The organism is Rhodococcus sp. C-2, assembly GCF_027854095.1.
Taxonomy (GTDB): domain Bacteria; phylum Actinomycetota; class Actinomycetes; order Mycobacteriales; family Mycobacteriaceae; genus Rhodococcus_F; species Rhodococcus_F qingshengii.
The window spans coordinates 92,092-117,254 of the sequence record NZ_JAQGFI010000008.1 but is presented as its reverse complement, the minus strand read 5'-3'; the positions used below and the strand labels follow the sequence as shown (position 1 = coordinate 117,254).

At 62.3% G+C, this 25,163-nt stretch carries 25 protein-coding genes; 13 read left to right on the top strand and 12 right to left on the bottom strand.

The genetic code is table 11. The features are described 5' to 3' along the window. Positions 1 to 60 precede the first annotated feature (60 nt). Positions 61 to 1,014, top strand: coding sequence for a helix-turn-helix transcriptional regulator (locus PCS43_RS18325; RefSeq protein ID WP_209907925.1), 954 nt, complete (start codon positions 61 to 63; stop codon positions 1,012 to 1,014). Here PCS43_RS18325 and PCS43_RS18320 read toward each other — a convergent pair. After that, on the bottom strand, positions 1,011 to 1,952 hold the full coding sequence (locus PCS43_RS18320) for a DUF808 domain-containing protein (protein WP_054826588.1): 942 nt from the start codon (positions 1,950 to 1,952) through the stop codon (positions 1,011 to 1,013). The two genes, PCS43_RS18325 and PCS43_RS18320, sit on opposite strands and share 4 nt — an antisense overlap. A gap of 241 nt (positions 1,953 to 2,193) precedes the next feature. Here PCS43_RS18320 and PCS43_RS18315 point away from each other — a divergent pair, with 241 nt between their 5' ends. Then, on the top strand, positions 2,194 to 2,850 hold the full coding sequence (locus PCS43_RS18315) for a class I SAM-dependent methyltransferase (protein ID WP_070160634.1): 657 nt from the start codon (positions 2,194 to 2,196) through the stop codon (positions 2,848 to 2,850). Positions 2,851 to 2,878: 28 nt separating this feature from the next. On the opposite strand, the gene PCS43_RS18310 is transcribed toward PCS43_RS18315, so the two are convergent. Then, complete coding sequence (locus PCS43_RS18310; RefSeq protein ID WP_209907927.1) at positions 2,879 to 4,048, bottom strand: thiolase family protein; 1,170 nt, start codon at positions 4,046 to 4,048, stop codon at positions 2,879 to 2,881. Continuing rightward, a complete protein-coding gene (locus PCS43_RS18305) occupies positions 4,045 to 5,460 on the bottom strand; it encodes an MFS transporter (protein ID WP_209907929.1) in 1,416 nt (471 codons plus the stop codon). Before PCS43_RS18305 ends, PCS43_RS18310 begins: the two co-directional genes overlap by 4 nt. 58 nt (positions 5,461 to 5,518) lie before the next feature. Between PCS43_RS18305 and PCS43_RS18300 the strand changes: the two genes are divergently transcribed. Together PCS43_RS18300 and PCS43_RS18295 are read left to right on the top strand one after the other, a co-directional pair. Next, positions 5,519 to 6,016 (top strand): winged helix-turn-helix transcriptional regulator, encoded by a 498-nt coding sequence (locus tag PCS43_RS18300; RefSeq protein WP_003944415.1) that lies wholly within the window; start codon positions 5,519 to 5,521, stop codon positions 6,014 to 6,016. A 92-nt stretch (positions 6,017 to 6,108) separates the two neighbouring features. Beyond that, positions 6,109 to 7,347, top strand: a complete 1,239-nt coding sequence (locus PCS43_RS18295) for an HNH endonuclease signature motif containing protein (protein WP_209907931.1) — start codon at positions 6,109 to 6,111, stop codon at positions 7,345 to 7,347. An 84-nt stretch (positions 7,348 to 7,431) separates the two neighbouring features. On the opposite strand, the gene PCS43_RS18290 is transcribed toward PCS43_RS18295, so the two are convergent. The 3 genes from PCS43_RS18290 to PCS43_RS18280 form a co-directional block, all read right to left on the bottom strand. Then, positions 7,432 to 7,920 (bottom strand): GNAT family N-acetyltransferase, encoded by a 489-nt coding sequence (locus tag PCS43_RS18290; protein ID WP_007726792.1) that lies wholly within the window; start codon positions 7,918 to 7,920, stop codon positions 7,432 to 7,434. Between the two features lie 70 nt (positions 7,921 to 7,990). Further along, the gene (locus PCS43_RS18285; RefSeq protein ID WP_003944319.1) at positions 7,991 to 8,761 is read right to left on the bottom strand and encodes a site-2 protease family protein; all 771 of its coding nucleotides are present in this window, start codon (positions 8,759 to 8,761) and stop codon (positions 7,991 to 7,993) included. Further along, the gene (locus tag PCS43_RS18280; RefSeq protein ID WP_080961056.1) at positions 8,758 to 9,432 is read right to left on the bottom strand and encodes a hypothetical protein; all 675 of its coding nucleotides are present in this window, start codon (positions 9,430 to 9,432) and stop codon (positions 8,758 to 8,760) included. The genes PCS43_RS18285 and PCS43_RS18280 overlap by 4 nt, the downstream gene beginning before the upstream one ends. A 283-nt stretch (positions 9,433 to 9,715) precedes the next feature. On the opposite strand from PCS43_RS18280, the gene PCS43_RS18275 reads away from it, so the two are divergent. Then, positions 9,716 to 11,005, top strand: coding sequence for an adenylosuccinate synthase (locus PCS43_RS18275; RefSeq protein WP_003944351.1), 1,290 nt, complete (start codon positions 9,716 to 9,718; stop codon positions 11,003 to 11,005). Positions 11,006 to 11,057: 52 nt separating this feature from the next. On the opposite strand, the gene PCS43_RS18270 is transcribed toward PCS43_RS18275, so the two are convergent. Together PCS43_RS18270 and PCS43_RS18265 are read right to left on the bottom strand one after the other, a co-directional pair. After that, positions 11,058 to 11,528, bottom strand: coding sequence for a 5' nucleotidase, NT5C type (locus PCS43_RS18270; RefSeq protein ID WP_073513520.1), 471 nt, complete (start codon positions 11,526 to 11,528; stop codon positions 11,058 to 11,060). 45 nt (positions 11,529 to 11,573) lie between these two features. After that, the gene (locus PCS43_RS18265) at positions 11,574 to 11,804 is read right to left on the bottom strand and encodes a hypothetical protein (protein ID WP_003944349.1); all 231 of its coding nucleotides are present in this window, start codon (positions 11,802 to 11,804) and stop codon (positions 11,574 to 11,576) included. Positions 11,805 to 11,865: 61 nt separating this feature from the next. On the opposite strand from PCS43_RS18265, the gene yczR reads away from it, so the two are divergent. Both yczR and PCS43_RS18255 read left to right on the top strand, forming a co-directional pair. Beyond that, a complete protein-coding gene (gene yczR, locus PCS43_RS18260; RefSeq protein ID WP_003944301.1) occupies positions 11,866 to 13,341 on the top strand; it encodes a MocR-like transcription factor YczR in 1,476 nt (491 codons plus the stop codon). 47 nt (positions 13,342 to 13,388) lie between these two features. Beyond that, on the top strand, positions 13,389 to 14,492 hold the full coding sequence (locus PCS43_RS18255; RefSeq protein WP_003944389.1) for a class I SAM-dependent methyltransferase: 1,104 nt from the start codon (positions 13,389 to 13,391) through the stop codon (positions 14,490 to 14,492). Positions 14,493 to 14,552: 60 nt separating this feature from the next. Here PCS43_RS18255 and PCS43_RS18250 read toward each other — a convergent pair whose 3' ends face one another. The 3 genes from PCS43_RS18250 to PCS43_RS18240 all read right to left on the bottom strand — a co-directional run bounded on the left by PCS43_RS18250 (position 14,553) and on the right by PCS43_RS18240 (position 19,557). After that, positions 14,553 to 15,653 carry a CaiB/BaiF CoA transferase family protein gene (locus PCS43_RS18250; RefSeq protein WP_042924245.1) on the bottom strand — a complete coding sequence of 367 codons (1,101 nt, stop codon included), beginning with the start codon at positions 15,651 to 15,653 and terminating at the stop codon, positions 14,553 to 14,555. A 107-nt stretch (positions 15,654 to 15,760) separates the two neighbouring features. After that, positions 15,761 to 17,827 carry an ABC transporter ATP-binding protein gene (locus tag PCS43_RS18245; protein ID WP_042924214.1) on the bottom strand — a complete coding sequence of 689 codons (2,067 nt, stop codon included), beginning with the start codon at positions 17,825 to 17,827 and terminating at the stop codon, positions 15,761 to 15,763. Next, complete coding sequence (locus tag PCS43_RS18240) at positions 17,824 to 19,557, bottom strand: ABC transporter ATP-binding protein (protein WP_021333951.1); 1,734 nt, start codon at positions 19,555 to 19,557, stop codon at positions 17,824 to 17,826. The genes PCS43_RS18245 and PCS43_RS18240 overlap by 4 nt, the downstream gene beginning before the upstream one ends. Before the next feature lie 320 nt (positions 19,558 to 19,877). Between PCS43_RS18240 and PCS43_RS18235 the strand changes: the two genes are divergently transcribed. The 6 genes from PCS43_RS18235 (at position 19,878) to PCS43_RS18210 (ending at position 24,342) form a co-directional block, all read left to right on the top strand. Next, entirely contained in the window at positions 19,878 to 20,000 is a 123-nt protein-coding gene (locus PCS43_RS18235) for a hypothetical protein (RefSeq protein ID WP_003944443.1), read from the top strand. Positions 20,001 to 20,209: 209 nt separating this feature from the next. Continuing rightward, a complete protein-coding gene (locus PCS43_RS18230) occupies positions 20,210 to 20,332 on the top strand; it encodes a hypothetical protein (RefSeq protein WP_019749478.1) in 123 nt (40 codons plus the stop codon). Between the two features lie 362 nt (positions 20,333 to 20,694). Then, positions 20,695 to 20,841: a hypothetical protein gene (locus tag PCS43_RS18225; RefSeq protein ID WP_007726811.1), complete on the top strand. Its 147-nt coding sequence runs from the start codon at positions 20,695 to 20,697 to the stop codon at positions 20,839 to 20,841. A 240-nt stretch (positions 20,842 to 21,081) separates the two neighbouring features. Further along, a complete protein-coding gene (locus PCS43_RS18220) occupies positions 21,082 to 22,587 on the top strand; it encodes a GGDEF domain-containing protein (RefSeq protein WP_234552037.1) in 1,506 nt (501 codons plus the stop codon). 40 nt (positions 22,588 to 22,627) lie between these two features. Continuing rightward, positions 22,628 to 23,863: a formate-dependent phosphoribosylglycinamide formyltransferase gene (gene purT, locus PCS43_RS18215; RefSeq protein WP_003944342.1), complete on the top strand. Its 1,236-nt coding sequence runs from the start codon at positions 22,628 to 22,630 to the stop codon at positions 23,861 to 23,863. Continuing rightward, entirely contained in the window at positions 23,860 to 24,342 is a 483-nt protein-coding gene (locus PCS43_RS18210) for a DUF456 domain-containing protein (RefSeq protein ID WP_021333954.1), read from the top strand. The genes purT and PCS43_RS18210 overlap by 4 nt, the downstream gene beginning before the upstream one ends. On the opposite strand, the gene PCS43_RS18205 is transcribed toward PCS43_RS18210, so the two are convergent. Continuing rightward, a complete protein-coding gene (locus PCS43_RS18205) occupies positions 24,246 to 25,085 on the bottom strand; it encodes an amidohydrolase family protein (RefSeq protein WP_270923076.1) in 840 nt (279 codons plus the stop codon). The genes PCS43_RS18210 and PCS43_RS18205 overlap by 97 nt on opposite strands. Positions 25,086 to 25,163: the final 78 nt, after the last annotated feature.

Here is a 25,163-nt window from a genome sequence, read left to right as displayed (position 1 = left end):
GTCATTGTGCACCGCTATTCCTGACAACTTCTGTCAGTGATTCTCGGTAATGTTCGGTCCATGAGATCCGCGCGGTTGCTCCAACTCATGCTGCGTTTGCAGGGGAGTCGCGGCGTCGTCGCCGAGCAGTTGGCCGACGAGTTCGGTGTGTCAGTGCGGACGATCTACCGCGACGTGGCCTCGTTGTCGGCTGCCGGTGTGCCGATCTGGACCGAGAGCGGCCCCGGTGGTGGCATCCGTCTGCTCGACGGTTGGCAATCCAAGCTGTCCGGTATGACCGACGACGAGACGTCCGCACTCATGCTGTTGGGCGTGCCGTCCATCGCTGCAGATCTCGGGCGATCCGACGCCGTCGGTTCGGCGGGGGCCAAACTGCTCCGCTCCCTGCCCGGTCCCCTGCGCGAGAGTGCACGACTGTGGCAGGACCGCATTCTCGTGGACGTTCCGGGTTGGTTCGGCGGCGTCGACGACATCTCTGCGCTTCCGATCGTCACATCCGCTGTGCTGGACTCGCGTCGACTGCGCTTCGCCTATCGCGATCGCGAGCGGACGGTCGAACCGCTGGGTCTGGTCATCAAAGCCGGTGTTTGGTATCTGGTGGCGGGGATGAACGGTCGAACGCTGTCGTTTCGAGTCGGCCGCATCAAAAATGCCGTGGTAGAAGATGATTCGTTCACTCGGCCGGTGGATTTCGACCTGCCGTCGTGGTGGGCGGCGTCGATGGCCGAGTTCGACCGTTCGCTGCTTCGCTTCGAGTGTCGCGTGCGGTTGTCACCAGAGGGCAGGCGCCGGCTCCCCGATGTGGTGGGCGAGCTTGCCGCTGCAGTCGAAGTGGGGCCAGAGGACTACGACGGATGGGTCAGTGCCGAGCTGAAACTCGAGAGCGAAGCTGTCGCGCTCTCGCAGCTGATCGGGCTGGGAGCCGACGTCGAGGTGCTCGAACCCTCGTCTTTGCGTGAAGGGATACGCACCGTGGCGGAGCAGATGGTGCTCCGCCACACTCGCAGTGACTAGGCCGTTGCAGAACGCTTTGCGAGCAGGCGAGTGATACCCAGTTGAGCGGCGACGATGACGGCGCCAACCACCAGACCCAGTGCCGCCGACGCAAGTGTGTTGACGATCCACGCCAGTACCCCGCCGACTCCGGCGATGTCACTGACTGCTTCTTCGCCGTGATGAACGGCGTCGTAGAGCGGGTGGAAGCCCAGTTCGTCGATGCCGACCAACAGGATGTGGCCACCGACCCACAGCATCGCGGCGGTACCCACGACCGAGAGCACTGACATCACGTGAGGCATGCCGCGAACGAGGCCTCGGCCGACCTTGTGGGTGAAGCCAGACGACGTCTCGGCGATCTTCAATCCGATGTCGTCCATCTTCACGATCAGTCCGACGACGCCGTAGACGACCACGGTGATGACGACCGCTACGACGGCAAGGATCACCAATCGGCTCCAGAAGCCTTCGCCTGCGATGGTGTTGAGTGCGATCACCATGATCTCGGCGGACAGGATCAGGTCGGTGCGGACGGCGCCCGAAACCACTGCTTCTTCGTCGCGAGGATGCTCGTCAGCGGCCTCGTGGTGGTCACCGTGGCCGAAGATTGCACCCCAGATCTTGTGAACCGCTTCGTAGCTGAGGTAACAGCCGCCGACCATCAACAGTGGCGTCAGCAGCCAGGGGAGGAACTGACTCAGCAGCAGAGCGATCGGAAGGATGATCAGCAGCTTGTTGCGCAGCGATCCGATGGCGATGCGCTTGATGATGGGCAACTCGCGTTCGGCTGCGAGCCCACGGACGTACTGCGGCGTGACGGCTGCGTCGTCGATCACCACGCCGGCCGCTTTGGCGGTCGCCTTACCGGTTGCGGCGGCAACGTCGTCGATCGAGGCGGCAGCCATGCGAGCCAGGGCTGCGACGTCGTCGAGCAGGGCGAAGAGTCCGCCGGCCATCACAGACCTCCAGTGGAATCAGTGGAAAAAGGTGGCCGGACCGAACCGGTGACGCAGTTACTTGATCGCACGAGGTCTCTATCCATGATCGTCGTAGGTGAGGTCAGGGTCACCTGGAACGATACCGGGGGCATCCGTCAGGGACGACCTCGCGAGGTCGGTTGCCCTTCGTCACGAAAGGTCTTCCCGACCCGGTGCTCGCGTGTAAGACTGCACAGAAGATCGATCGAAACGGGGCACTATGCGTGAACCAGACACTGCACAGGTCGCCAAGACTTTCGACGCAATGGCGGCGCACTACGACCGACAGATCGGGCGCTTCGAACGCTTTGTGCTCGGTGACGCCCGGAAATGGGCCGTGGACCAGGCGCATGGCCGCGTGGTCGAGATCGCCGTGGGTACCGGACTGAACCTGCCTCTCTACGGAGACGACGTCGATTACGTCATCGGCGTGGACATCTCGACTGCGATGCTCGATCAGGCCAGGCTCAAGGTCTCCGAAGGAGTGAAGACCGAAGTCGACCTACGACTCGGAGACGTGCAAGCACTCGATGTTCCCGACGAGTGCGTGGACACGTTGGTCTCGACCTACGCCTTTTGCACGATCCCCAATCCGGACCGAGTTGCGAACGAAGCATTTCGAGTCCTGGTACCCGGTGGTCGATTCGTCCTCGCCGAGCACGGACCGAGCAAGAACGTTGTTGCTCGTACGTTGATGAAGGTCGTCGAACCGCTTTTTGTTCGGTTCGGTGCCGATCATCTCACCCGTGAACCGGTTGAATACCTCGAAAACGCCGGTTTCCTGATCGACGAGGTGCAGCGCAGCGGCCGGGGCGGAATCGTGTTTCGGGTCGTTGCGCGCAAGCCGGATCCCGAATGGACGGCACTCGGTCACTGATGTCGGAAAGCCGTCCATCGGGGATCGCTCAGCCCAGGCGCTCCAGGATGGTCGCGTTGGCCAACCCACCTGCCTCACACATGGTCTGGAGTCCGTAGCGCGCGCCGCGCTGCTCCATCGCGTTGACCAGGGTGGTCATGATCCGCGTTCCGCTGCCACCCAGTGGGTGGCCGAGCGCGATGGCGCCGCCGTGGACGTTGACCTTGGACAGGTCGACGCCGGTGTCCGCTGCCCACGAGAGGACCACTGGGGCAAAGGCCTCGTTGACCTCGAACAGATCTATGTCCGAGACCGTCAATCCCGCACGGGCCAGGACCTTCTGCGTAGCCGGGATGACCGCGGTGAGCATGTAGAGCGGATCGTCGCCGGCAACTGCGAAGCTGTGCAATCGTGCCTTCGGGGTGATGCCGAGTTTCGCGGCGATCTCACTGGTCGTGATCATCACCGCCGAACTGCCGTCCGAAAGCGGGCTGCTGTTGCCCGCGGTGATGGACCAGTCGATCTGTGGGAATCGCTGTGCGTAGTAGTCGGATTCGAAGGCGGTCCGTAGGCCGGCCAGGGTCTCGACCGTGGTGCCGGGGCGGATTGCCTCGTCGACCGACAGCTGCGGGAGCGTGGCGAGTTCCTTGGTGAAGTAACCACTCTCGGTTGCCAGCGCGGCTTTCCGATGGCTCGACGCCGAGAACTCGTCGAGTTGGGTGCGGCTCAGCCCCCACTTGGCAGCGATCAATTCGGCGCTGATGCCCTGCGGTACCAGACCGTCCGGATAGCGCTCTTCGAAACCCACGCCGAGTGATTCGCGCCCGATGCTGCTCGAGCCCATAGGGACTCGGCTCATCGACTCGACTCCGGCAGCGACAACGATGTCGTACGCACCGGCAATAACGCCCTGAGCGGCAAAATGAACTGCTTGTTGGCTACTTCCACACTGTCGGTCGACGGTGGTTCCCGGTACCGACTCAGGGTAGCCTGCGGCGAGAAGGGCAGTGCGAGTGACATTCTGGCTCTGTTCACCGACTTGGCTTACCGCTCCACCGATGACGTCGTCGATCAATGCTGCATCGATTCCAGTGCGTTCGACTACCGCCTTGAGGCTGTGGGCGAGGAGGTCGACGGCGTTGATGCCGTGCAGGGCGCCGTTCGCCTTTCCCTTGCCGATCGGAGTGCGAACGGCTTCGACGATAACTGCGTCTCTCATGACAAATTCCTTTCAGGGATGGCGGATTCAGCAGGGACAACCGGGGTGGGTGTGGTCGCAGGCGTCATTCCCAGTGATGCCAGGGCAGACACAAGCGCGACGCCAAAGATCACCCACCAGGCCTGGCGGAAGGTGTCGTAGTCGACAGCAGAGCCGAGAACCGCGATCAGAACGCTCACGCCGAGAACGGTTCCGATCTGTCGGCTCATGCTGACGATTGCGCTACCGGTGGCCGATCTGGCAGGTGCCAGATCCGCCGTGGCCTGCGACAGGATGGTCGGCAGGGCAAGGCCGACACCGATCCCGGCGATGATCCAGCCTGGTAGGAGTCCGGTCGCGTAGTTGGGCGTCGTATCAACCGAGACGAGAACGAGTACGGTTCCGACTGCCCACAGAAGGCTGCCGAGTGCGGCGACGCGTCCCGCCGAGTACCTCCGCGTCAGCGATCCGCCGGCGATGGCGAACAGCGGAACGAGAAGCGGACCCGGTGAGACGGCGAAACCGGTTCGCAGAGCGGAGTATCCCCAGGCTTCCTGGAGCCACAGGATGTTCGAGAGAAGACCCGCGGCGAATGCTGCGCTGAACAGGATGGCGGTGACGTTGGACCAGGCAAACGAGCGGATCTTCAGAAGATCCGGTGCAATCAACGGAGTCCGGTGACGAGAGTTGCTCCACCAGAACGAGAGTAGTGTCACGGCGGCCACGGCGAAGGCGATCAGAACGCGATTGTCGGTCCATCCCCAGTCCGGACCCTGGACGAGTGCCAGGGCGAGAGAGCCGATTCCGACGGTGAGCAAGGCGGCGCCGACGAAGTCGATACCGGCATCGGGGTCCTTGTGTGTTGTATCCGGTACGAGTCGGACTGCGAAGTAGAGCAACACGATGCCCACTGGAACATTGATCAGGAAGACCCAGCGCCACGAGGCCTCTACGAGGATGCCGCCCACGACAGGGCCGAATGCAGCTGCTGCAGCGCCGGCGGCTGCCCAGATGCGAACGCCGGATTGACGTTTCGCGGCGGGAAGCGCATTGATCAGAAGCCCGAGGCTGGCCGGGGTGAGCGCAGCGGCGCCGACTGCCTGGACGATACGGAAGGCCACCAGTGCCCACAAGGACGGGCTGAAGGCACAGGCGGCGCTGGCGAGGGTGAACAGTGCGAGGCCGGCGATGAAGGCGCGCTTGTGCCCGATCCTGTCCGCCCAGCGTCCGAGGGGTATCAACAGTGCGGCGTAGACGATCGCGTAGCTGTTGAGGATCCAACTGAACTCGCCCAGCGAGTGACCCGGGTAGCTCTTGGCGATGTCGCCGAAGGCCACGTTGACCACAAAAAGATCGAGGCTGGCGACAAACGGCGCCCCCGACAGTATCGCGAGCAGGGGTCCGATCCGCACCGGCTGGCTATGAAGTTCCATAGTCAGCAATCTAGACTCTGGCTATGGTTATGGCAAGCCAGGGGGTATGGTGAATTGCATGGACGCTGTACGACTGACCGGAGTGCTCGAAGATCGCGACGCCTGGCGGGCCACGCACTGTTCGATCGGGCGGGCCATGGAAGTGGTCGGCACTCGATCCGCGATGCTCATTCTGCGAGAGGCCTATTACGGCACAACGCGTTTCGACGACTTCGCGTCGCGAGTCGGCATCACCGAGGCGGTTGCGTCGGCGAGGCTGAAAGAACTCACTGAGGCGGGACTGTTCGAGCGTGTGCCGTACAAGGAGCCTGGAAAGCGGACGCGGCACGAGTATGTGCTCACCGAGAAGGGCCGTGACCTGCTGCCGGCGGTTCTCGCGCTGATGCAGTGGGGCGACAAGTATCTGCACGGCGGAAAAGGTGGACCGTTGGAGGTGGCCGACGACGCTACTGGTGAGCGCGTTCGCGTCGAGGTGCGCAGTGAGTCGGGTCGTGAAGTGCCTTTGGGGGAGTTGCGAGTCTCTGTCAACGAATCGCGTCGGCGATTGCGCGAATAGCGATGCATCTCAACAGCTCTCGAGTGTGGGTCTTCTTGAAGTTGTCCGGTTTGTCTCTGGTTATCGAAAGTATGTTCGATTAAACTTTGGGCATGGACAGTCGGGATGCGTGGCAGCTGGATGGCGAGGACCTCAAGGGTGAGGTTCTGGATCTGGTGCGCGCCCGGCACGAGTTGCAGTCGCGGATGGTGTTGCTGATCGTGGAGATGTTTTCCCGGGACGTTCTCGGTGGGAAGGGTTTTCGGGCGATCGCGCAGTGGTTGCACGGTTCGACGAATTTGGAGATCGGTGAGTGCAGTCTGCTGGTCGGGTTGGCGCGGTTGTTGATGCTCGAACCTGTTGTCGGCGATGCGTTTCACCGCGGGGATGTTGATGCGTTGAAGGCGCGGCAGGTGGCGTCGTTTTGTCAGCATCCGCCGAAGAACATGACCCTGGCGGATGTGGACAAGGCTCGCGGGATTTTGTTGTCGTTGGCGTCGAAGAACATTGCGGATTGCGATGCGGTGCGGGCGGCGATTCGGCGGATCGAGAAGCAGTACGGCAAGCGCGAGGACGGCGTCCCGGTCGGCGAGGATTCCGAACGTAACGAGTTCTACGCCTCGAAAGGCTTGTACGGGCGGGTCACTGTGAAGGGTGATCTGGATGCTGTTAACGGGGCCCGGTTGATCACGTTGTTGTCGAGTCTGTCGGCTCCGACGCCGGAGAAGGACGGCGTGAAGGACACGCGTACTCCGGCATTACGGCGTGCGGACGGGTTTTGCGAGTTGTTGCGCCGGTACGAGCGGGCGGGGTTGGGCCCGATCGAAGGCGGAGTGAAACCGCACATCACGGTCACCGCGTCCGCGAAAGACATGACCGACCTTAAAGTTCTGAAAGACCTGTTGCCGTCCACCGAGGAGCTGGGATTTGCGTGGGCGGATTGGGTGGGCCCGATCAGCATCGACACCGCCCGGATGTTGGCGTGCGACTGCACAGTCACCCGGATCCTCCTGGATGAGAGTGGTGTTCCGCTCGACTGCGGTAAGGAAGCGAGAACGGCGACCGTTCCGCAGCGGCGGGCGTTGACGGTTCGTGATGGCCGGTGTGCGTTTCCGGGATGCGGGACACCATCGGGGTGGTGCGATGCCCACCATATTGTTCACTGGAACGATGGCGGCCCAACAGATCTCGACAACCTGATCTTGTTGTGCGGTCACCATCACCGGACACTGCACCACACCGAATGGCGGGTCGAGATCGGCCCCGATCGAAAAACGGTGTTCTACCCACCGATGTCGATCGATCCGTATCAACAGCCGATCGGCGGGAACAGCCCACCGACAGCGGCGTGAACCGCGACAACTGAAGACGTGAGCACCGGGGCACCTCTACGCCCCGGTGCTCGAGCTCGCGTTTGGGAGTTTTGTGGCAAGGCGTCAGCTCAGTGATTTCTTGAACCCGACATGGGAGGCCACAAATCCGAGTCGCTCGTAGAAGTCGTGAGCTTCCTTGCGAGTTTGATCCGAAGTGAGCTGCGCCAGAAACGCGCCGCGCCGGGCACCTTCTTCGCAGGCCCATCGGATCATCGAACTGCCGATGCCTTTACTTCGGTAGTCCTCGTGGACGCGAACTGCTTCGATCTGCAGTCGCGTGGCACCCATCCGGCTCATACCCGGAATGAAGGTCAATTGCATTGTGCCGATTACCGCGTCGCCGACCAGAACGGTGACGAGAAGTTGAGCCGGATCCTCGTCGATTCGCTTGAACGCGTCCTCGTAGATCGTTCGAGCTTCGGGGTTGGTCGTCTCCCGGGTGCTGCCGATCGGGTCGTCGGCGAGCAAGTCGATCAGTGCCTCCACGTGTCGAATCTCGGCCCGCGTGAGGGTGTACTCCACTCCGCCGGACTGAAATGACGTCGCAATCATCGATGCTCCCCTGAAGAAGAATGAATGTCTGAAATGTCAGACTCTCACGAGTCTCCTCCAGCGCACTCGATCACGTCCAAAAACGCATGAGGGCGTTACCGAGCATGGCGTAGTAGTCGGACACACCGCTCAATTCGAAGATCCAGTAGATCGCGTCGAAGAAGACGACATTGATCTGTGGGACGAACAGGAGCGCAACCAGCAGGAGCAGTCCGTACGGCTTGAACTGGTCGAGTTGGTGCCGTGTATTGGGTGCGAGGTAGGGCTCCAGCGCGTTGTAACCGTCCAGACCCGGGACTGGGAGCAGGTTCAAAACTGTTGCCATGACCTGCAAGAAAGCCAGGAAACTGAGGCCGGCCCAGAACGTCAGATGCTCGGCCGATGAGCCGTACGTACGTATGACGACGAGGAGGATCACGGCGGCGACGGCATTCGTGAACGGACCGGCGAGCGATATTCGGGCCTGCACCTTGGGCGGGAACATCCCGGTGCGCAGGTACACGGCGCCGCCGGGAAGCCCGATGCCGCCCAATGCGATGAACAGCACCGGCAGACCGATCGAGAGCATCGGATGGCTGTACTTGAGCGGGTTGAGCGTCAGGTAGCCACGAGCCTCGACGTCGGTGTCTCCATGACGCCACGCCAGATAGGCATGCGCGAATTCGTGCAAGCAGAGCGTGACCACCCAGCCGGCAACCACGAGGACAAAAACACCCGCGCGGCCCGCGATGGAACCCCACGTCGAGTTCCAAGCGACGATTCCGGCGATGACAGTGATCGCAACTACGCCGAGGAAGACAGGGCTCGGCCGAACCGCCGACCGTGCTGCTCCGGTTCTCACCTGACCAACAACCAAGTCTTGTCGTGCCGGTAGAAGGTCGAACGCTTCAGATCGCGTGGGTTGGCCACCCCATCGCGAACCAGTCGCGCTGCCGGCGAGCCCAGTTGAATGGCTCGGCCTTCCAGCCAGCGTCGCCCGCTCCAGCGGCTCTTGCGGTCGACTGATGCCTTGATCCCGGGGAGCTTGGGGCTCGGCACTATCCGGATGCCGGGGACTGTGCCGGAGAACAGCTTGTTGTCGTCGACGTAGGCCTCGCCGATCAGTTCGTCTGCATCCGCCGGACCCGTGACAGTTGCTGCACCGACCAGCGCGATTCCAGCGTCGTCGCGAATGAGCGGCACGGTGTGGACTGTGCCTTTCAAGGCCGTGCGCGCAGCTCGTGCACCGGTCGCGAGTTTGTACGCGTCGGTTGCGTCGGACCTGTTCTCGGTGACGTAGGCGAGTTCGACGTTGAGTCGCTCCAATCGCATCAACCGCGTCAATGCCGCGGCAAACGCGCCGTCGTTACCCACGACGATCAAGCGAGGCTCCGTCACGACCTGCAGTTGGGACAGTGCCTCGTCGAAGTCTTGCTTCTCCGGAAGTTCAGGGACAGTGAACGACGTGAGTTCACCCAGGGGGAGTGGAACCGGCGAATCGCCACATTTGAGCACCACAGGGGTCAAAGCCACTCCTAGCTCGATCAAGACTTCTTCTCGGGTAGTGGGACCTCGCCACCCTTCCCCGAAATGGCCGTCCGAATCACTGCCGACGATCTTAGTGCGAGTCTCTGTGTCGACTCGCAATCGTGACGGTCACCGGCCAAATTCTGGACCGTCAGGTCTGGTCTGATGCTCTGGGCTAGACTGCTCCTTCGGTCACTGCAACAGTTCGGCGCTGCATCATGTGCGCGGAAGCCAGGCAGTACCAATGCGGCGGGACAACTGCTGCACGTCGACCGTAGGAGACAACGTCATGCCGGCAATCGTCCTGATCGGCGCCCAGTGGGGCGACGAAGGTAAGGGCAAAGCTACAGATCTACTGGGCGAGCAGCTTCAGTGGGTCGTGCGATACCAGGGCGGTAACAACGCCGGACACACCGTGGTTCTGCCGAACGGTGACAAGTTCGCACTGCACCTCATCCCGTCCGGAATCCTCACCCCCGCCGTCAACAACGTCATCGGTAACGGTGTCGTCGTCGACCCGGGTGTGTTGTTGACCGAATTGGCAGGCCTGGAAGAGCGCGGCGTGGACACGTCCCGCCTGCTGCTTTCTGCTGATGCGCACCTGATCATGCCGTACCACGTGGCCATCGACAAGGTCACCGAACGCTTCCTGGGAGCGAAGAAGATCGGCACGACCGGCCGCGGTATCGGCCCGTGCTACCAGGACAAGATCGCCCGTGTCGGTGTCCGTGCCGCGGACGTCCTTGACGAGAAGATCCTGACCCAGAAGGTCGAAGCAGCACTCGAATTCAAGAACCAGGTGCTGGTCAAGATCTACAACCGCAAGGCACTCGACCCGCAGCAGGTCGTCGAAGAGGTACTGACGCAGGCCGAGGGTTTCAAGCACCGCATCTCGGACACGCGCCTGGAACTCAACCTCGCCCTCGAGCGCGGCGAGACCGTTCTGCTCGAAGGTTCGCAGGGCACTCTGCTGGACGTCGACCACGGCACGTACCCGTACGTGACCTCGTCCAACCCCACTTCGGGTGGTGCGGCGGTCGGTTCGGGAATCGGTCCCACCAAGATCACCACCGTGCTCGGCATCCTGAAGGCGTACACGACGCGTGTCGGTTCCGGTCCGTTCCCGACGGAGCTGTTCGACGATCACGGCGCATACCTGGCGAAGCAGGGCGGCGAGGTCGGTGTCACCACCGGACGCGCTCGTCGTACGGGGTGGTTCGACGCTGTCATCGCGCGCTACGCGACGCGCGTCAACGGCATCACCGACTACTTCCTCACCAAGCTGGACGTGCTGAGCAGCCTCGACACTGTGCCGATCTGTGTCGCGTACGAGGTGGACGGTGTCCGCCACGACGAAATGCCGATGTCACAGAGCGATATTCACCACGCCAAGCCCATCTACGAAGAGATGCCCGGCTGGTGGGAAGACATCTCGGAGGCTCGCACCTTCGAGGAACTGCCGCAGAATGCGCAGAACTACGTGCTTAGGCTCGAAGAGCTTTCGGGTGCGTTCATCTCCTGTATCGGTGTCGGCCCCGGCCGCGACGAGACGATCGTCCGGCGCGAGATCGTCCGCTAGTTCGTTCCCTCGAAATCCCCGCTCATGCAAGCATGAGCGGGGATTTCGTGTTTCAAGCCAGCTTCGACAAGTGCGCGGTGACGGTCATCCAGTCGGGAAACTTGGTGCTGCCGAACTTGATCCACTCGCCCTCGAATCGATCTGCTCCGTTTGCTCCGCGGTCGTCGACGAGGTAGTCGCCCCGATTGAGGTGTTTGTGGTGCGAGAGGATCAGACGTTTGTACGCGACGCTGCCTTCCTCCATTCCGAGGTGCTCTTGTACCCACAGAACCTTGTCGTGCCAGGCTGTGGCGTTCTTCCACGGCGCTGTCGAGAGGATGTAGGTGTCGAACTGCTGTGCCAGTTGGTGGTAGGCGTCGATAGCGCCGTCGAGAGGATCCATGCGAGAGAAGATGTGCGGCGCTTCGTCGAGGTCGTTCTTGTACTTCTCTCGGACGCTGTCGGTCAGGCGATCGATGCCCGACTGGAAGTTGACCAATGTGTTGTCGAGATCGATATAGAGAATTTTTTTGGAAGCCGGCATAGGAACCCTTTCTGGAGACTTTCTGAGTGCGAAAAGAGTCCAGTTTTACGCAACTGGACTGAGATCAGTGAATTCTTCCCCCTGATCACAATCGCACGGGGGTCTGACAGCGTCGTTCTCGCGGTCTGAAGTCTTGTCGTGGAAGATGCCGCCGAGGGGTGCTGCCAGGCGAAACTGCTCCAAACGAATGTATGTACCTTCACCTTCGGCGGGCGCGAAGAAGTAGACGAGTGCCACGAAGAGTCCGATGCCGATCAGGGTTGCGAAGGTAGTCATGGACATATGATCAACTCGACTGGTATTGAGTTACATAGCCAAGTTGTCGATACTGGACTGCATGATGACTCGAGTTCTCGGTGCCCGTTCGCTTGCGCGCGATCTGGGATCCTGGCAGGAAGAGTCCGGACGCAGGCCCGCGTACCGTGCGCTTGCCGACGGTATCCGCCTGCTCGTGCACGACGGTCGCGTTCCGCTGGGAGTCGCACTGCCGAGTGAGCGTGAACTTGCGGCGGTACTCGAACTCAGTCGAACCACGATCACGTCGTCGTACTCGGTGCTGCGAGACGAGGGGTACCTGATCAGCAGGCAGGGTTCGCGAAGCACCGTGGCATTGCCTGCCGGCGCGCGGCCGAACGGGTTGATGTTCCGCTCCCATCAACCCGGGCCGAGTGGACCCGTCGTCGACCTCAGTTACGCGGCGATGGCAGCTCCCGCCGCTCAGGTCGAACTGGCGTATGCGTCTGCGCTGCAGGAACTTCCGAACTTCCTTCCCACGCACGGGATGGAACCGGTCGGGATCGCCGACTTGCGTGACGTGATCGCGCAGCGCTACACGGCGCGGGGTCTTCCCACCACCGCCGAACAGATCATGGTGACCTCGGGTGCGCAGCACGCGCTTCGATTGTTGCTGTCGGTGCTCACCTCACCCGGCGAGCGAGTGCTGGTCGATCATCCGACGTACCCCAATGCGCTGGAAGCGATTCGGCGAAACGGCGCTCGGCCCGTACCGGTTCCGGTCCGACCGGAGTTCGCAGCAGCCGGAGCCTGGGATCTCGACGGGATTCGTAGTGCAGCAAGGCAAACCGCTGCCAGAATGGCATACCTGATCCCCGACTTTCACAACCCGACCGGCCTCTGCATGGACTCTTCCGGCCGCGCCGAGCTTGCGAAGATTGCGCACGAAACGCGAATGACTCTGGTCGTCGACGAGACGATGGTGGATCTGTGGCTCGACGCACCACCGCCGGCGCCGGTCGCCTCACATGGGCGAGGCGCAGCGAAAACCGAAGTGGTGACGCTCGGTTCGACGGCGAAGTCGCTGTGGGGCGGGCTACGTGTCGGTTGGATTCGCGCCGATGCCGCGCTCATCACCCAGTTGGTGGGGGCGCGTGCCGCGGTCGACCTCGGTACTCCCGTCATGGATCAGTTGGCAGCCGCCTACTTGCTCGCCGACGACCGCTCGTTGCTCGAACAGCGTCGCGAAGTTCTGCGAGAACAGCGTGCGGTACTCCTCGGTGCGGTGGCCGAGCATCTGCCGGACTGGCGTCCCACCATCGGTTCCGGCGGAATGTCGGTCTGGATGCGAATGTCCGCGCCCGTCTCGACGGCGTTGGCGGCGGTGGCACCCAACTTCGGCGTACTCCTTGCCGCCGGCCCCCGTTTCGGCGTAGAAGGTGCGTTCGAACGATTCATCCGCGTGCCGTACGCACGTTCTGCCGAGGACCTCATTCGCGGCGTTGCGTCCATCGCCGCTGCGTACGACACTCTCGCGACGGATCGCGACACGGCAGACCAACGAATGGTCGTCGTCTGAGAACTGGGTACACACCCTGAAAGTGGTGTGAAACCAGGAGGTAGGGCATGACGGCGGTAGACGGTACAGGCGCAGCGGGAACCAGTGCGGCGGAAGCGCTCGCAGAACGATTGTTCGCGGCCACGCTCGGGGCATCGGAGCTGCAGGCCGTGTATCTGGGCGACCGGTTGGGCTGGTACCGCGCGCTGAGCGATCACGGCCCGCTCACGTCGACGGAGCTGGCGGACCGGACGGGGACCGTCGAAAGATATGCGCGGGAGTGGCTCGAGCAGCAGGCCGTCGCCGGTTATGTGGACGTCAATTCGGATGCCGATCGCCGGTACAGCCTGCCGCAGGCCCACGCCGATGTTCTGGTCGACGACGAGAACCTTCTTTTCCTGGCGCCGCTGGCGAGGCTGTTCGTCGCGACGACGTCGTCGATGCCACGTCTACTCGACGCTTATCGTCACGGTGGGGGAGTCACGTGGGAATCGATGGGCCCCGATGCTCGCGAGGGTCAGGCGCTACTGAATCGGCCGATGTATCTCCATCAGCTCTGTCAGCAGTTTCTGCCGGTGGTCACCGACCTGCACGCCACACTTTCGGACGGCGGGCAGGTCGCTGATCTCGGGATGGGGGAGGGCTGGTCGTCGATCGCGCTCGCCCTCGGATACCCGAAGATCGAAGTGCACGGCTTCGACGTCGACGCGGCGTCGGTGAACGCTGCCCGTCGTAACGCTCATGATCGGGGGGTGGACGACCGCGTGCATTTCTCGTTGGTCGACGTCGCCGGACAGGCTCCTGAGGCCGGGCGAGCCGATGCCGGGACCTACGACGCCGTCTTCGCTTTCGAGTGCCTTCACGACGTTCCGGATCCGGTGGGTTTTCTTTCCACGGCTCGGGCGATTGCCCAGCCGGGCGCTCCGGTGATCGTGATGGACGAACGAACGGCGGATGAGTTCGATCCCGAGGCGGGTCCGATCGAGCAATTGCTGTACGGATTTTCGCTGACCTGCTGCTTACCGGACAGTCTTTCGCATCCGGGAAGCATTGCCACCGGGACGGTGATGAGGCACTCGACACTCGAAAGCTATGCCAAGGCGGCAGGTTTCGAGCGGGTGGACGTGCTGCCGATCGAGCACGAGATGTTCAGGTTCTACAGGTTGGGCTGACGCCCCGTGCGCCTTTTTGGTTGCAGTAACTACCAAAAAGGCGCACAGGGGCCGAAGGCCCTAGGTCCAGACCGTATCGATATCCGTCGCCTCACGCGCCGGCGCAGCAGGCGTCGTGGTGGGCGTGCGCGAGAAGCGCGGTGCGGGAGCATGCTGGGTGACGCCGTCCAGTTCGATGAGCGAACCGCGAGCCGCGATGTGTTCGTTGGACGGAGCCTCGGCGAAAGTCAGGACAGGGGAGACGCAGGCGTCGGTGCCGAGGAAGATCTTGGCCCACTCGTCGCGAGTCTTGGACAGGAACTTTTCGGTGAAGAGCTTCTTCATGTCGTCCCACTTGGACGTGTCCATCTGGTGAGGGAGCGTCGCGGGATCGAGTTCGAGGCCCTCGAGCAGCAATGCGTAGAACTGGGGTTCGATGGATCCGACGGCCATGTACTTGCCGTCGGAGGTCTCGTAGGTGTCGTAGAACGGAGCGCCGGTGTCGAGGAGATTGACGCCGCGCTCGTCGGACCAGACGCCGCGACCGCGGAATGCCCACATCATGTGGGAGAGCGCGAGGGTTCCGTCGACCATTGCCGCGTCGACGACCTGGCCCTTACCGGACGTCGAGCGCTCGACGAGAGCCGACAGAATGCCGAAGATCAGGAACATGGAACCGCCGCCGAAATCGCCGACCATGTTGAGCGGCGGGACCGGACGTTCACCCTTGCGTCCGATGGCGTTGAGGACACCGGTCAGTGAGATGTAATTGATGTCGTGACCGGCGGCGTTGGCGAGCGGTCCTTCCTGTCCCCAGCCCGTCATACGGGCGTAGACGAGGCGCGGATTGCGCTCCGAGACCACGTCGGGTCCGAGTCCCATGCGTTCCATGACGCCGGGGCGGAAACCCTCGATGAGGACGTCGGCGCGGCCCAGGAGATCGAGCACTTTCGCGACGTCGGCCGGGTCCTTCAGGTTGGCCTCGACGATGCGGCGGCCGCGCTTGATCTGGTCGGTTGCGTTCGAGTCTTGCGGAATCTGCCCTGCGCGCTGCACGATGACGATGTCGGCGCCCATGTCCGCCAACAGTGTCGCGGCGTGCGGGCCCGGTCCCAATCCAGCGAATTCCACGATCCGAATGCCCGCGAGCGGGCCCTTCTTCTCCACAGCTTCTGCAGACACACGCACTCCCAATTCAGACGGTGACAACACTTCTGACCCGACGGTAACGTGTCGAATCGATCAGGTGTGCTCCGGGGCACTGTGTCCACCGAGGGAGGCGCCGATCACTAGACGGCGGCACCCTCGAACTGAGCGTTGTAGAGACGGAAGTACGCGCCCGCCGCTGCGATGAGTTCGTCGTGTGTGCCCTGTTCGACGATCTTGCCCGACTCCATCACGACGATCAGATCGGCGTTACGGATGGTGGAGAGCCGGTGCGCGATGATGAAGCTGGTCCGCCCGACGCGCAACGCGGACATTGCTTGCTGCACAAGCTGTTCCGTACGTGTGTCGACCGAGCTCGTCGCCTCGTCGAGAATCAGCAGCGACGGCTCCGACAGGAATGCACGAGCGATCGTGATGAGCTGCTTCTCGCCGGAGCTGATGTTCGACGCCTCCTCGTCCAGCACGGTGTCGTACCCGTCCGGGAGGGTGTGGATGAAGCGGTCGACGAAGGCAGCGCGTGCGGCTTCGTGAATCTCGTATTCGCTGGCGTCGAGTCGGCCGTATGCGATGTTGTCGCGGATCGTGCCGCCGAAGAGCCAGGTGTCCTGCAGAACCATGCCGACGTGCTTGCGCAAGTCGGAGCGGCGCATCTGCGAGATGTCGACGTCGTCGAGAGTGATTCGGCCGGAGTCGACTTCGTAGAAGCGCATGAGCAGGTTGACCAAGGTGGTCTTGCCGGCACCGGTGGGCCCGACGATGGCGACCATCTGCCCGGGCCGAGCCGTGAGGTACACGTTCTCGATCAACGGCTTGTCCGGCTCGTACCGGAACGAGACGTTCTCGAACTCGATGTGACCGACGTTGCGATGACGTCCGGCGGGCTCGGGGAGAAGCGGCACGTCGATGTCGGGCGACTGCTCGGGTTCGTCGAGAAGCTCGAAGACCCGCTCCGCCGACGCGGCTCCGGACTGCAGGCTGGTCGACATGGACGCGATCTGCGTCAGTGGCTGGCTGAACTGGCGCGAATAGACGATGAAGGCCTGAACGTCACCGAGTGACATGTTGCCGCTGGCGACCTTGAGAGCGCCGACCACAGCGAGCAGCACGTAGGTGATGTTTCCGACGAAGTTCATGACCGGCATGATCAGGCTGGAGAGGAACTGTGCGCCGAAGGACGCGTCGAGGAGCTTCTTGTTCTGCTCGGCGAATTCACGCTCGGCTTCGGCCTGATGCCCGTACACGCGTACCAGGTCGCGACCGCTGTAGTTCTCCTCGATCTGCGCGTTGATCTTGCCCGTCTCGGTCCACTGAGCCTTGTACAACACCTGTGCTCGCTTGGCGACCCTGGCAACGAGGAGCACCGATACCGGCACCGCGATCAGTGCGATCAGGGCGAGCATCGGAGAGATGACGAACATCATCGTCAGGACGCCGAGGACGGTGAGCACCGACGTCAGGAGCGAGGTCAACGTCGACGACAGCGTCGACGAGATGTTGTCGATGTCGTTGGTGACGCGGCTGAGGATCTCGCCACGCGGCGTCTTGTCGAAGTATGGAAGGGGGAGACGGTGAAGCTTCGCCTCGACCGATGCACGCAGGTTGTAGATGGTCTTCTGGACGATGATGTTGAGGAGGAATGCTTCCAACCAGGCAAGCAGCGACGAGAGCAAGTACACGCCGATCGCGAGCATGACGACCTTGCCGATGGCGTCGAAGTTCAGACCCACACCGGGAACGACGTCGGTCGAGTTGGCGACAAGATCGGCGAACGTCGAATTCCCTGATGCCCGGATGGCGTCTGCGGCCTGCTCGCGGGTGAGTCCGGCGGGCAGGCTCTTGCCGATGAACCCGGCGAAGATGAGGTCTGTCGCGTGACCGAGGATTTTCGGCACTGCGACGGAGAGTGCGATGCTGGCGATCGTCGCAACGACGACACAGAAGACCGCAAACTTGTGCGGCTGCAGAAGCGAGAGAAGCCGCTTCATCGTCGCCTTGAAGTGGCGAGGTTTGGTGTCAGTCGCGGTCAGCGCGGGCTTCGGCTCTTTGTCGGGGGTCTCGGGGTTACTCGACTTCGCATCCCCGTCCGCGGATTCAGGTTCGCTCGGGATCTTGGCGAACACCACCGTCGGGGCATCGTCGAAGTACTGGCTGTTGGGGCCGCCCCATGTCGGGTCCTGCGGGCTGGTCATGCGCTCATCTCCGCGGGAATCTGGGAAGCCACGATCTCTTGGTACGTCGGACAGTTGGCCAGAAGGAACTGATGGTCGCCGAGGCCGACCGGCGCACCGTCTTCGAGGACCATGATCTGGTCGGCATCGATGATGGATGCGACGCGCTGAGCCACGATGATGACCGTCGAATGAGTCGAAACCGTCCGGAGTTCGCGTCGGACCGCGGCGTCCGTATGCATGTCGAGAGCGGAGAACGAATCGTCGAAGACGAAGATCCGGGGTCTGCGGACCACCGCTCTGGCGATGGCGAGACGTTGTTTTTGTCCGCCCGAGAGATTGCCGCCGCCCTGGGCGATCGGTGACTCGAGACCGTCGGAGAGTTCCCGGACGAAGTCGTCTGCCTGGGCGATGGTGAGGGCTGCCCAGATGTCGTCGTCGGTGGCGGTCGGGTTTCCGTAGCGGATATTGCTCGCGATCGTGCCGGCGAACAGATAGGCCTTCTGGGGCACGTATCCGAAGTTGGCGAAGAGTTCGTCCTGATCCCAGCCACGGACGTCCAAGCCGTCGACCAGGACGGCGCCGGCTGTGACGTCGAACAGCCGGGGGATGAGTGAGACGAGGGTCGATTTGCCACTGCCCGTACTGCCGACGATCGCGGTGACCGTTCCTGGCATGCATCGCATCGAGACATTCGACAGAACCGGCGTTTCTGCTCCCGGATACGTGAATCCGGCTCCACCGAACTCGACAACGCCGTAGGGGCTGGTCGGGCGAAGGGGCTGGGCCGGCGCGGGCACGGTCGGCTCGGTGTCGAGTACTTCGGTGATGCGGTCGGCACACACGGCGGCGCGGGGGATCACGACGGCCAACATGGTCGCCATGACCACGGACATCAGGATCTGCATGACGTAGGCGAGGAAGGCGCTGATCTGGCCGATCTGCATGTCTCCGGTGTCGACCAGATGCGCGCCGAACCACAGGACCGCGACGCTCGACAGGTTGGCGATCAACATGACGGTGGGCAGCAGAACCGCCTGGTACCGGCCGATGAGGAGCGAAGTGTCGGTCAGTTCCTTGTTGGCCTTGTCGAAGCGGATCGTTTCGTCGGGTTCGCGAACGAAGGCGCGAATGACACGCATACCGGTGAGCTGTTCGCGCAGTGATCGATTGATGTTGTCGATCCGCGTCTGCATCGTCCGGAAATGCGGGATCAGCTTGGCCACCACGACCGAGACGGTGATGCCGAGCAGTGGTACCGAAATCGTCAGGAGCCAGGACATCTGCAGGTTCTCGCGCAGAGCCATGATGATGCCGCCGATGCACATAAGTGGGGCGCTGACGAGCATCGAGGACGTCAGCATGACCAGGGCCTGGATCTGCAGGACGTCGTTGGTGTTGCGTGTGATCAGCGTCGGCGCACCGAAACTGTTGAATTCGCGATCCGAGAAACTGCCGACTGCCTTGTAAAAGGCGCCTCGAACGTCGTGGCCGAAGCCCATCGACGATTTTGCAGCCAGATAGGTCGATGCGACCGACGCGATGATCGACGCAAGCGAGACCAGGAGCATGATCCCGCCGGTGGACATGATGAATCCGGTGTCGCCTCGGGCGACGCCGTCGTCGATGATCCGCGCGTTGAGTGTGGGGAGGACCAACGACGCGATGGCCCCGAAGAGTTGCAGTGCGAGGACCCCGGCAAGCAACCAGCGGTACGGCGGCAGGTACGTCTTGAGGAGTTTTGCTAGCACGACGGTTCCCGGTGAGTTGCCTCGGTTGCCGCTCGTTCGCGATTGATCACACGCACACGGTATGACAGATCGCGGTCGAGGTTGGCACCGACTCTGACGATTGCATCCTTTTGTCCTAATTGACTGTGATCTCGAACACACTCGAATTCGAGATTGGATTCAGGTCACAGCACCTGAACTGCAGGTTTACATATTCATCCAATGTGTCACGTTTTCGCTTGGACAGAAACAAACTGGACGTACGTATTTAGCTTGGCTACAAAGACGTGGAGCGAACAAAACGTGCGCCGCGTCATAGATATTCATGCAAGGAGTCACATATGGGATCCCTCGGAAACCTCCTCAAGGCCAACGGTATGGGCTGGGGCATTCTCCAGCTTCTGCCCCTGGTCAACATGCTCAAAACCCTTCAGGGGCTGGACACCGCGAGCTCGAACTCCTGACGTCGACCTCGAGAAATCTTCCGAAACAACACAGGAGTAGTCGCATGACCTCGATTCAGAATCTCGACGCCTTCCTCAAGAGCGTTCTTGCATTCGTGACCAAGTTGAACGCGGGATCGGCAGACGGCTCGGGTTCGGCCGGTTCGGCCGCCGAGTAGTTCTCGGTCCTCACTTCATCTCAACTGCATTCCGACAAAAGGAGGCCCGACATGGGTTCATTCGAAGACTTCAGCGGCGTCGTCAAGACGTTCATTCCGGTGCTCAAGGACCTGTTCACGGCACTCGGTGGTGGCTCTCTCACCCCTGGGACGGGATCGGCGGCCGATAAGTAAGTCCAGTTTGTCCGAAAGTGTGGCTCGCAGTTGTCTGCGGGTCACACTTTTCGGCTTTTCACTGTGAGCTAAATCACATTATGGGACATTCTATAGGGTGAATTTGCGCTTTGAACTGCAATTATCCGTAAAGGTGTGACCGAAAGTCCGCATTGATAGCTATTAGGTAGCTAGACAAGTGTGGAAAGCCGGTCTATAAATGCAGGCAGCGCCAAGTAAGTGCGCTACATCACAGCTCGGGATGTTGTTCGGGGGGCGGTTCAGCCATCCGTGCGGCAGAAGTTCCCGAACCATCTCGGCCACCGCCTGCGGCCGGAATGGCGCTGGAACATCACATCACCTCACATACAGGAGAACCTCCTATGTTCGGATCACTCAGCACCCTCGGACCCCTGCTCACCGCGCTCGGAGCTTTCCTCAAGTCCGTTCCCACCGAATCGCTGTCCGGCAAGGGCGAGGGCTCGTCCACCGGTTCACTCTCGGGTCTGTCCAGCGGATCCGCCGAGTAGTCATCCCTTCCGGCAGGTCCATTCGGCTCCGCCGATCGGATTGCATGCAGGTGCCCTCTGTCCACTGTCGTGGCCGGAGGGCACTCGCGTTTGCGGAGATGGTCGCAGCTGCCGTTTTGGCATGTGAACACAGAACTGCGAGTGGCAGCACCTGCGTACGATGGTTCGACGACATCGGCATACGGTCACCGCGACGTCCGGTGCTCCCGAATTCAGAGGTAGCCGACCGCGAGGTGACGCATGGTAGGGACGAGTCGCTTTCTGCGCCTTCTCCTAGTGCTGGCCGTCGTACTTGCGGCATCGTTGATCGGCATCCTCACGCGCCCACCAGGTTTGCTCGCGACATTCTGGTGCGCCAACGCCATTCTGCTGGGAATGATGGTCAGATGGCCGGTCCTGATCGAATGGCGGACGTGGATCGCCGCGGCCGTCGGATACGTCTGCGCTGACCTGATTACGGGCAACTCGCTGTCGCTTGCCCTGCAGCTGAACGGGGCCAACCTCGCCGGAGTGACGCTCGGTGTTCTCGTTCTGTACTACTTGAAGCGCACACCGTTCCGATTGGTCGATTCGCAGTCGCTGGTATGGATGGTCTTCGTTTCGTTCGTCGCGGCGACTGGTACCGCGGCCACGGCCGGCGCCTTGGACCGGCTCTTACGCGGTCAGTCCTTTGCCGACACGTTTTTCCACTGGGGTGCCACCGAGGTCATGGCGTACCTGCTGGTCCTTCCTCTCATTCTCACTCTCACCATCCCGTCGAGCCTTGCCGAGTTCCGCAGGAAACTGACCGCCAGAACTGTCGCCGCTCTGAGCGTTCCGCTACTCGCCACTGCAGCCTGCGTGCCGATCGCCCTCAGTATCGAAGGGCCGATTGCGCTGGTCTTGCCGATTCCAGCTCTCCTCTGGTGTGCCACTCGCATCTCGGTTCCGAGCACTGCCTTCGTTTCAGTGGTCTGGTCGGTGTGGTCACTCATGATGGCGGGTAGCGGTCGACTCGACATCGGAGATCAAGCCGCCTCGACGTGGAACGAGGACGTCATCACATCCATAGCGGTCACCCTGATCGCGTTGGGGCCGATAGCGGTTGCCTGTGCGACCGAGGAACGCCGTGCTGCCGAGCGTGAGCTCTTCCTTGCCGTCGAATTCGACCATCTGACCGGGGTCCTCTCGCGCGGTGCGTTCCTCGGCCACGCGGAAGCGGAACTTGCCGACGCGGCTCGCACACAATCTCCGGTCGGCCTGCTGATGCTCGACCTGGACCACTTCAAGAGCATCAACGACACGCATGGACATATGACCGGTGACAGCGTTCTCGCGAACTTCGCCGAGCGGGCCGCTGACCGATTGTCGGACGGCGATCTGATCGGAAGGCTCGGCGGCGAGGAGTTCGCCGTTCTGCTTCCGGACTGCAGCTACGCGCGAGCAATCGATGTCGCCGAGACGGTCCGCGGCGCGCAAGTCGAGTACTCGGCCGAATCAGATGTGACGAGCACCGTCAGCGTCGGCGTCGCGTGGGTCGATCATGCGACGCCGGCGCTGTCGACCCTCATGAGCGTCGCAGACGAGGCTCTGTACGACGCCAAGCGTGCTGGGCGCAACCTCGTGAAAGTGCACCGCGTCGGCAACGACACCGTGCCGCAACGGAATTCCGAGCCGGACACTGCCACCCGCACCTATCGCAAACCTGCGCTACCCCGAACGATCCGGCGAGGATTTGGCCGCGAAGGTGTGGTGGACGGCCGATAACCGCGCTGACCTGCATCGGGATTGGCATATAGTCGCACCCATGCAGCTTGATTCGACGCCTTCGCCCCTGCCGACGCTTCCGCTCCGATTCGGAACCCCACTGACCGAGAACTCCATCCGCGTGATGATGTTGGGATCAGGCGAGTTGGGTAAGGAAGTTGTCATCGCGCTGCAGCGTCTGGGCGTCGAAGTGATTGCGGTGGATCGGTATCCCGATGCCCCTGGGCACCAGGTGGCTCATCGTGCTCATACCGTCGACATGACCGATCCGGAAGCACTGCTTGCCGTCATCGAGTTGGAAAAGCCTCACTTCGTGGTTCCCGAGATCGAGGCCATCGCGACGGATGCGCTTGCACTCGTCGAAGAACGCGGGGGTGCGGTGGTCATTCCGACCGCCCGAGCCACCCAGCTCACGATGAACCGTGAGGGAATCCGTCGGCTCGCGGCCGAGGAGTTGGGCCTGCCCACTTCGCCGTACGCTTTCGCGGACTCGCTTGCCGAAGTGCAGGCAGCGACAGACCGAATCGGTTTCCCGTGCGTCATCAAGCCAGTCATGTCCTCGTCGGGGAAGGGACAGTCGACGGTTCGATCCGCCGAAGATCTCGACGCCGCATGGGATTACGCGATGGCCGGAGGTCGTGTGAATCACGGCCGGGTGATCGTCGAAGGCTTTGTCGATTTCGATTACGAGATAACGCAATTGACAGTTCGAGCCGTCGGTGAGAGCGGTCAGGTCGAGACGTCGTTCTGCGAACCGATCGGGCACCTGCAGGAGGCCGGAGACTACATCGAATCGTGGCAGCCGCAGCAGATGTCCGCGGTTGCCCTCGCCTCGGCCCGAGACGTCGCCGAGAAGGTGACCACGGCTCTGGGCGGGCGAGGCATCTTCGGCGTCGAGCTATTCGTGAAGGGCGACGACGTCTTCTTCTCCGAAGTGAGCCCACGGCCGCACGACACCGGATTGGTGACTCTGCGGACGCAGCGACTTTCGGAGTTCGAACTGCATGCCCGCGCGATCCTGGGCTTGCCGGTCGACACGACGCTCACGTCTCCGGGAGCATCGGCAGTGATCTACGGCGGAGTGGAGGCAAAGGGGATCGGATTCGACGGCGTCGCCGAGGCGCTCGCGGTTCCCGAGACGGACCTGCGGCTCTTCGGCAAGCCGGAGAGCTTCACGCGTCGTCGCATGGGTGTTGCAGTGTCGACGGCCGCCGATGTGCCTACTGCACGCGACCGTGCTCGCGAGGCTGCGTCGAAGGTGCGTCCCGTCGGATGAGTCCAGCGGCCGAGGTCCTCGTCGGGCTGGTCATCCTGGTCGGTCTGATCGGTGTCGTCGTTCCGATTCTCCCGGGGACGCTTCTCGTTTTCGGTGCAATTCTGGTGTGGGCGATCATGACCGGTGGTGCCACGGCGTGGATGGTGTTCGCGCTGTCCACGCTGGCACTGGTGGTCACCGGGATCGTGAAGTACACGTGGCCGGGCAAGCGGATGAAGTCCGGGGGAGTGCCCAACCTGTCGGTGGTGGTCGGCGGCGTCGTCGGCATCATCGGGTTCTTCGTGATTCCGGTCGTGGGGTTGTTCCTCGGATTCATCGTCGGAACGTATTTCGCGGAACTAGCGCGGCTGCGCCGTTACGACATCGCTTGGTCGTCGACGCTTCACGCGGTGAAGGCAGTCGGATTGTCCATGCTGGTGGAACTGTTCGGAGCGCTGATCGCGGCGGGGCTGTGGCTGGGAGCCGTTGCGTTCACCTGAGCGCAGCGGTACCAGGAGCGGGCGTTGTCGCACATGACCGCGGGCAGGTCGTCGCCGACAGCGTCGGCGATCACGTCCAGGTCGTGGACCTCGAACGCTCGACGTGCCCGTGTACCGGGTAGATCGGTGCCGAACATCAGCGCAGCGGGATTGACCGCGTGGATCTGGCGCAGCACATCGCTGACGTCGGAGATGGTGGTGCGGCCGAACCCGGTGGCTTTGACGCGCACTCCGCGGTCGACGAGGTTGAGGAGATACGGCAGTCCGCGGGTGGACATTCCCAAATGGTCGATGCTCACCGCGGGCAATTTGGCGAAGACCGGTTCCAACGACAGCAACAGCGTGGCATCGACGTAGAACTCGGCGTGCCAGTCGACCAGATCGAAAGCGCGGTTGGCAAGATCGGCAAGCAGACGCAGGTCGGTGGCGCCGCGGCGCAGGTTGAACCGGACGGCACGCACTCCCAGTGCGTCCAGGGCAACGATGTCTTCATCCGTCGCATCGAGCGGCAAAGCAGTGACGCCCACCCAGCCTTCGCCGAGTTCGGACAAGGCAGCTTTCAGGTATTCCTGGTCATTGCCCTGGTACGACGCGGTCACCACCGCGCCGCCGTCAACGCTGAGGCCCTTCAGCGAGGCAATCCGGGCCCGGTAATCGGCCACGGTGAAGGGCTCAGGCAGGTACCCGTGATTCTCGACCAGCGGGAAGCGCGGGTCGATGATATGCACATGGGCGTCAAACACGGGGTCTATTTTGCCCTGTTGCCCTGGGTCCCTGCACACACCACCGGCCCGATGTGACCTGGGTCGCGTCGGGCCGGT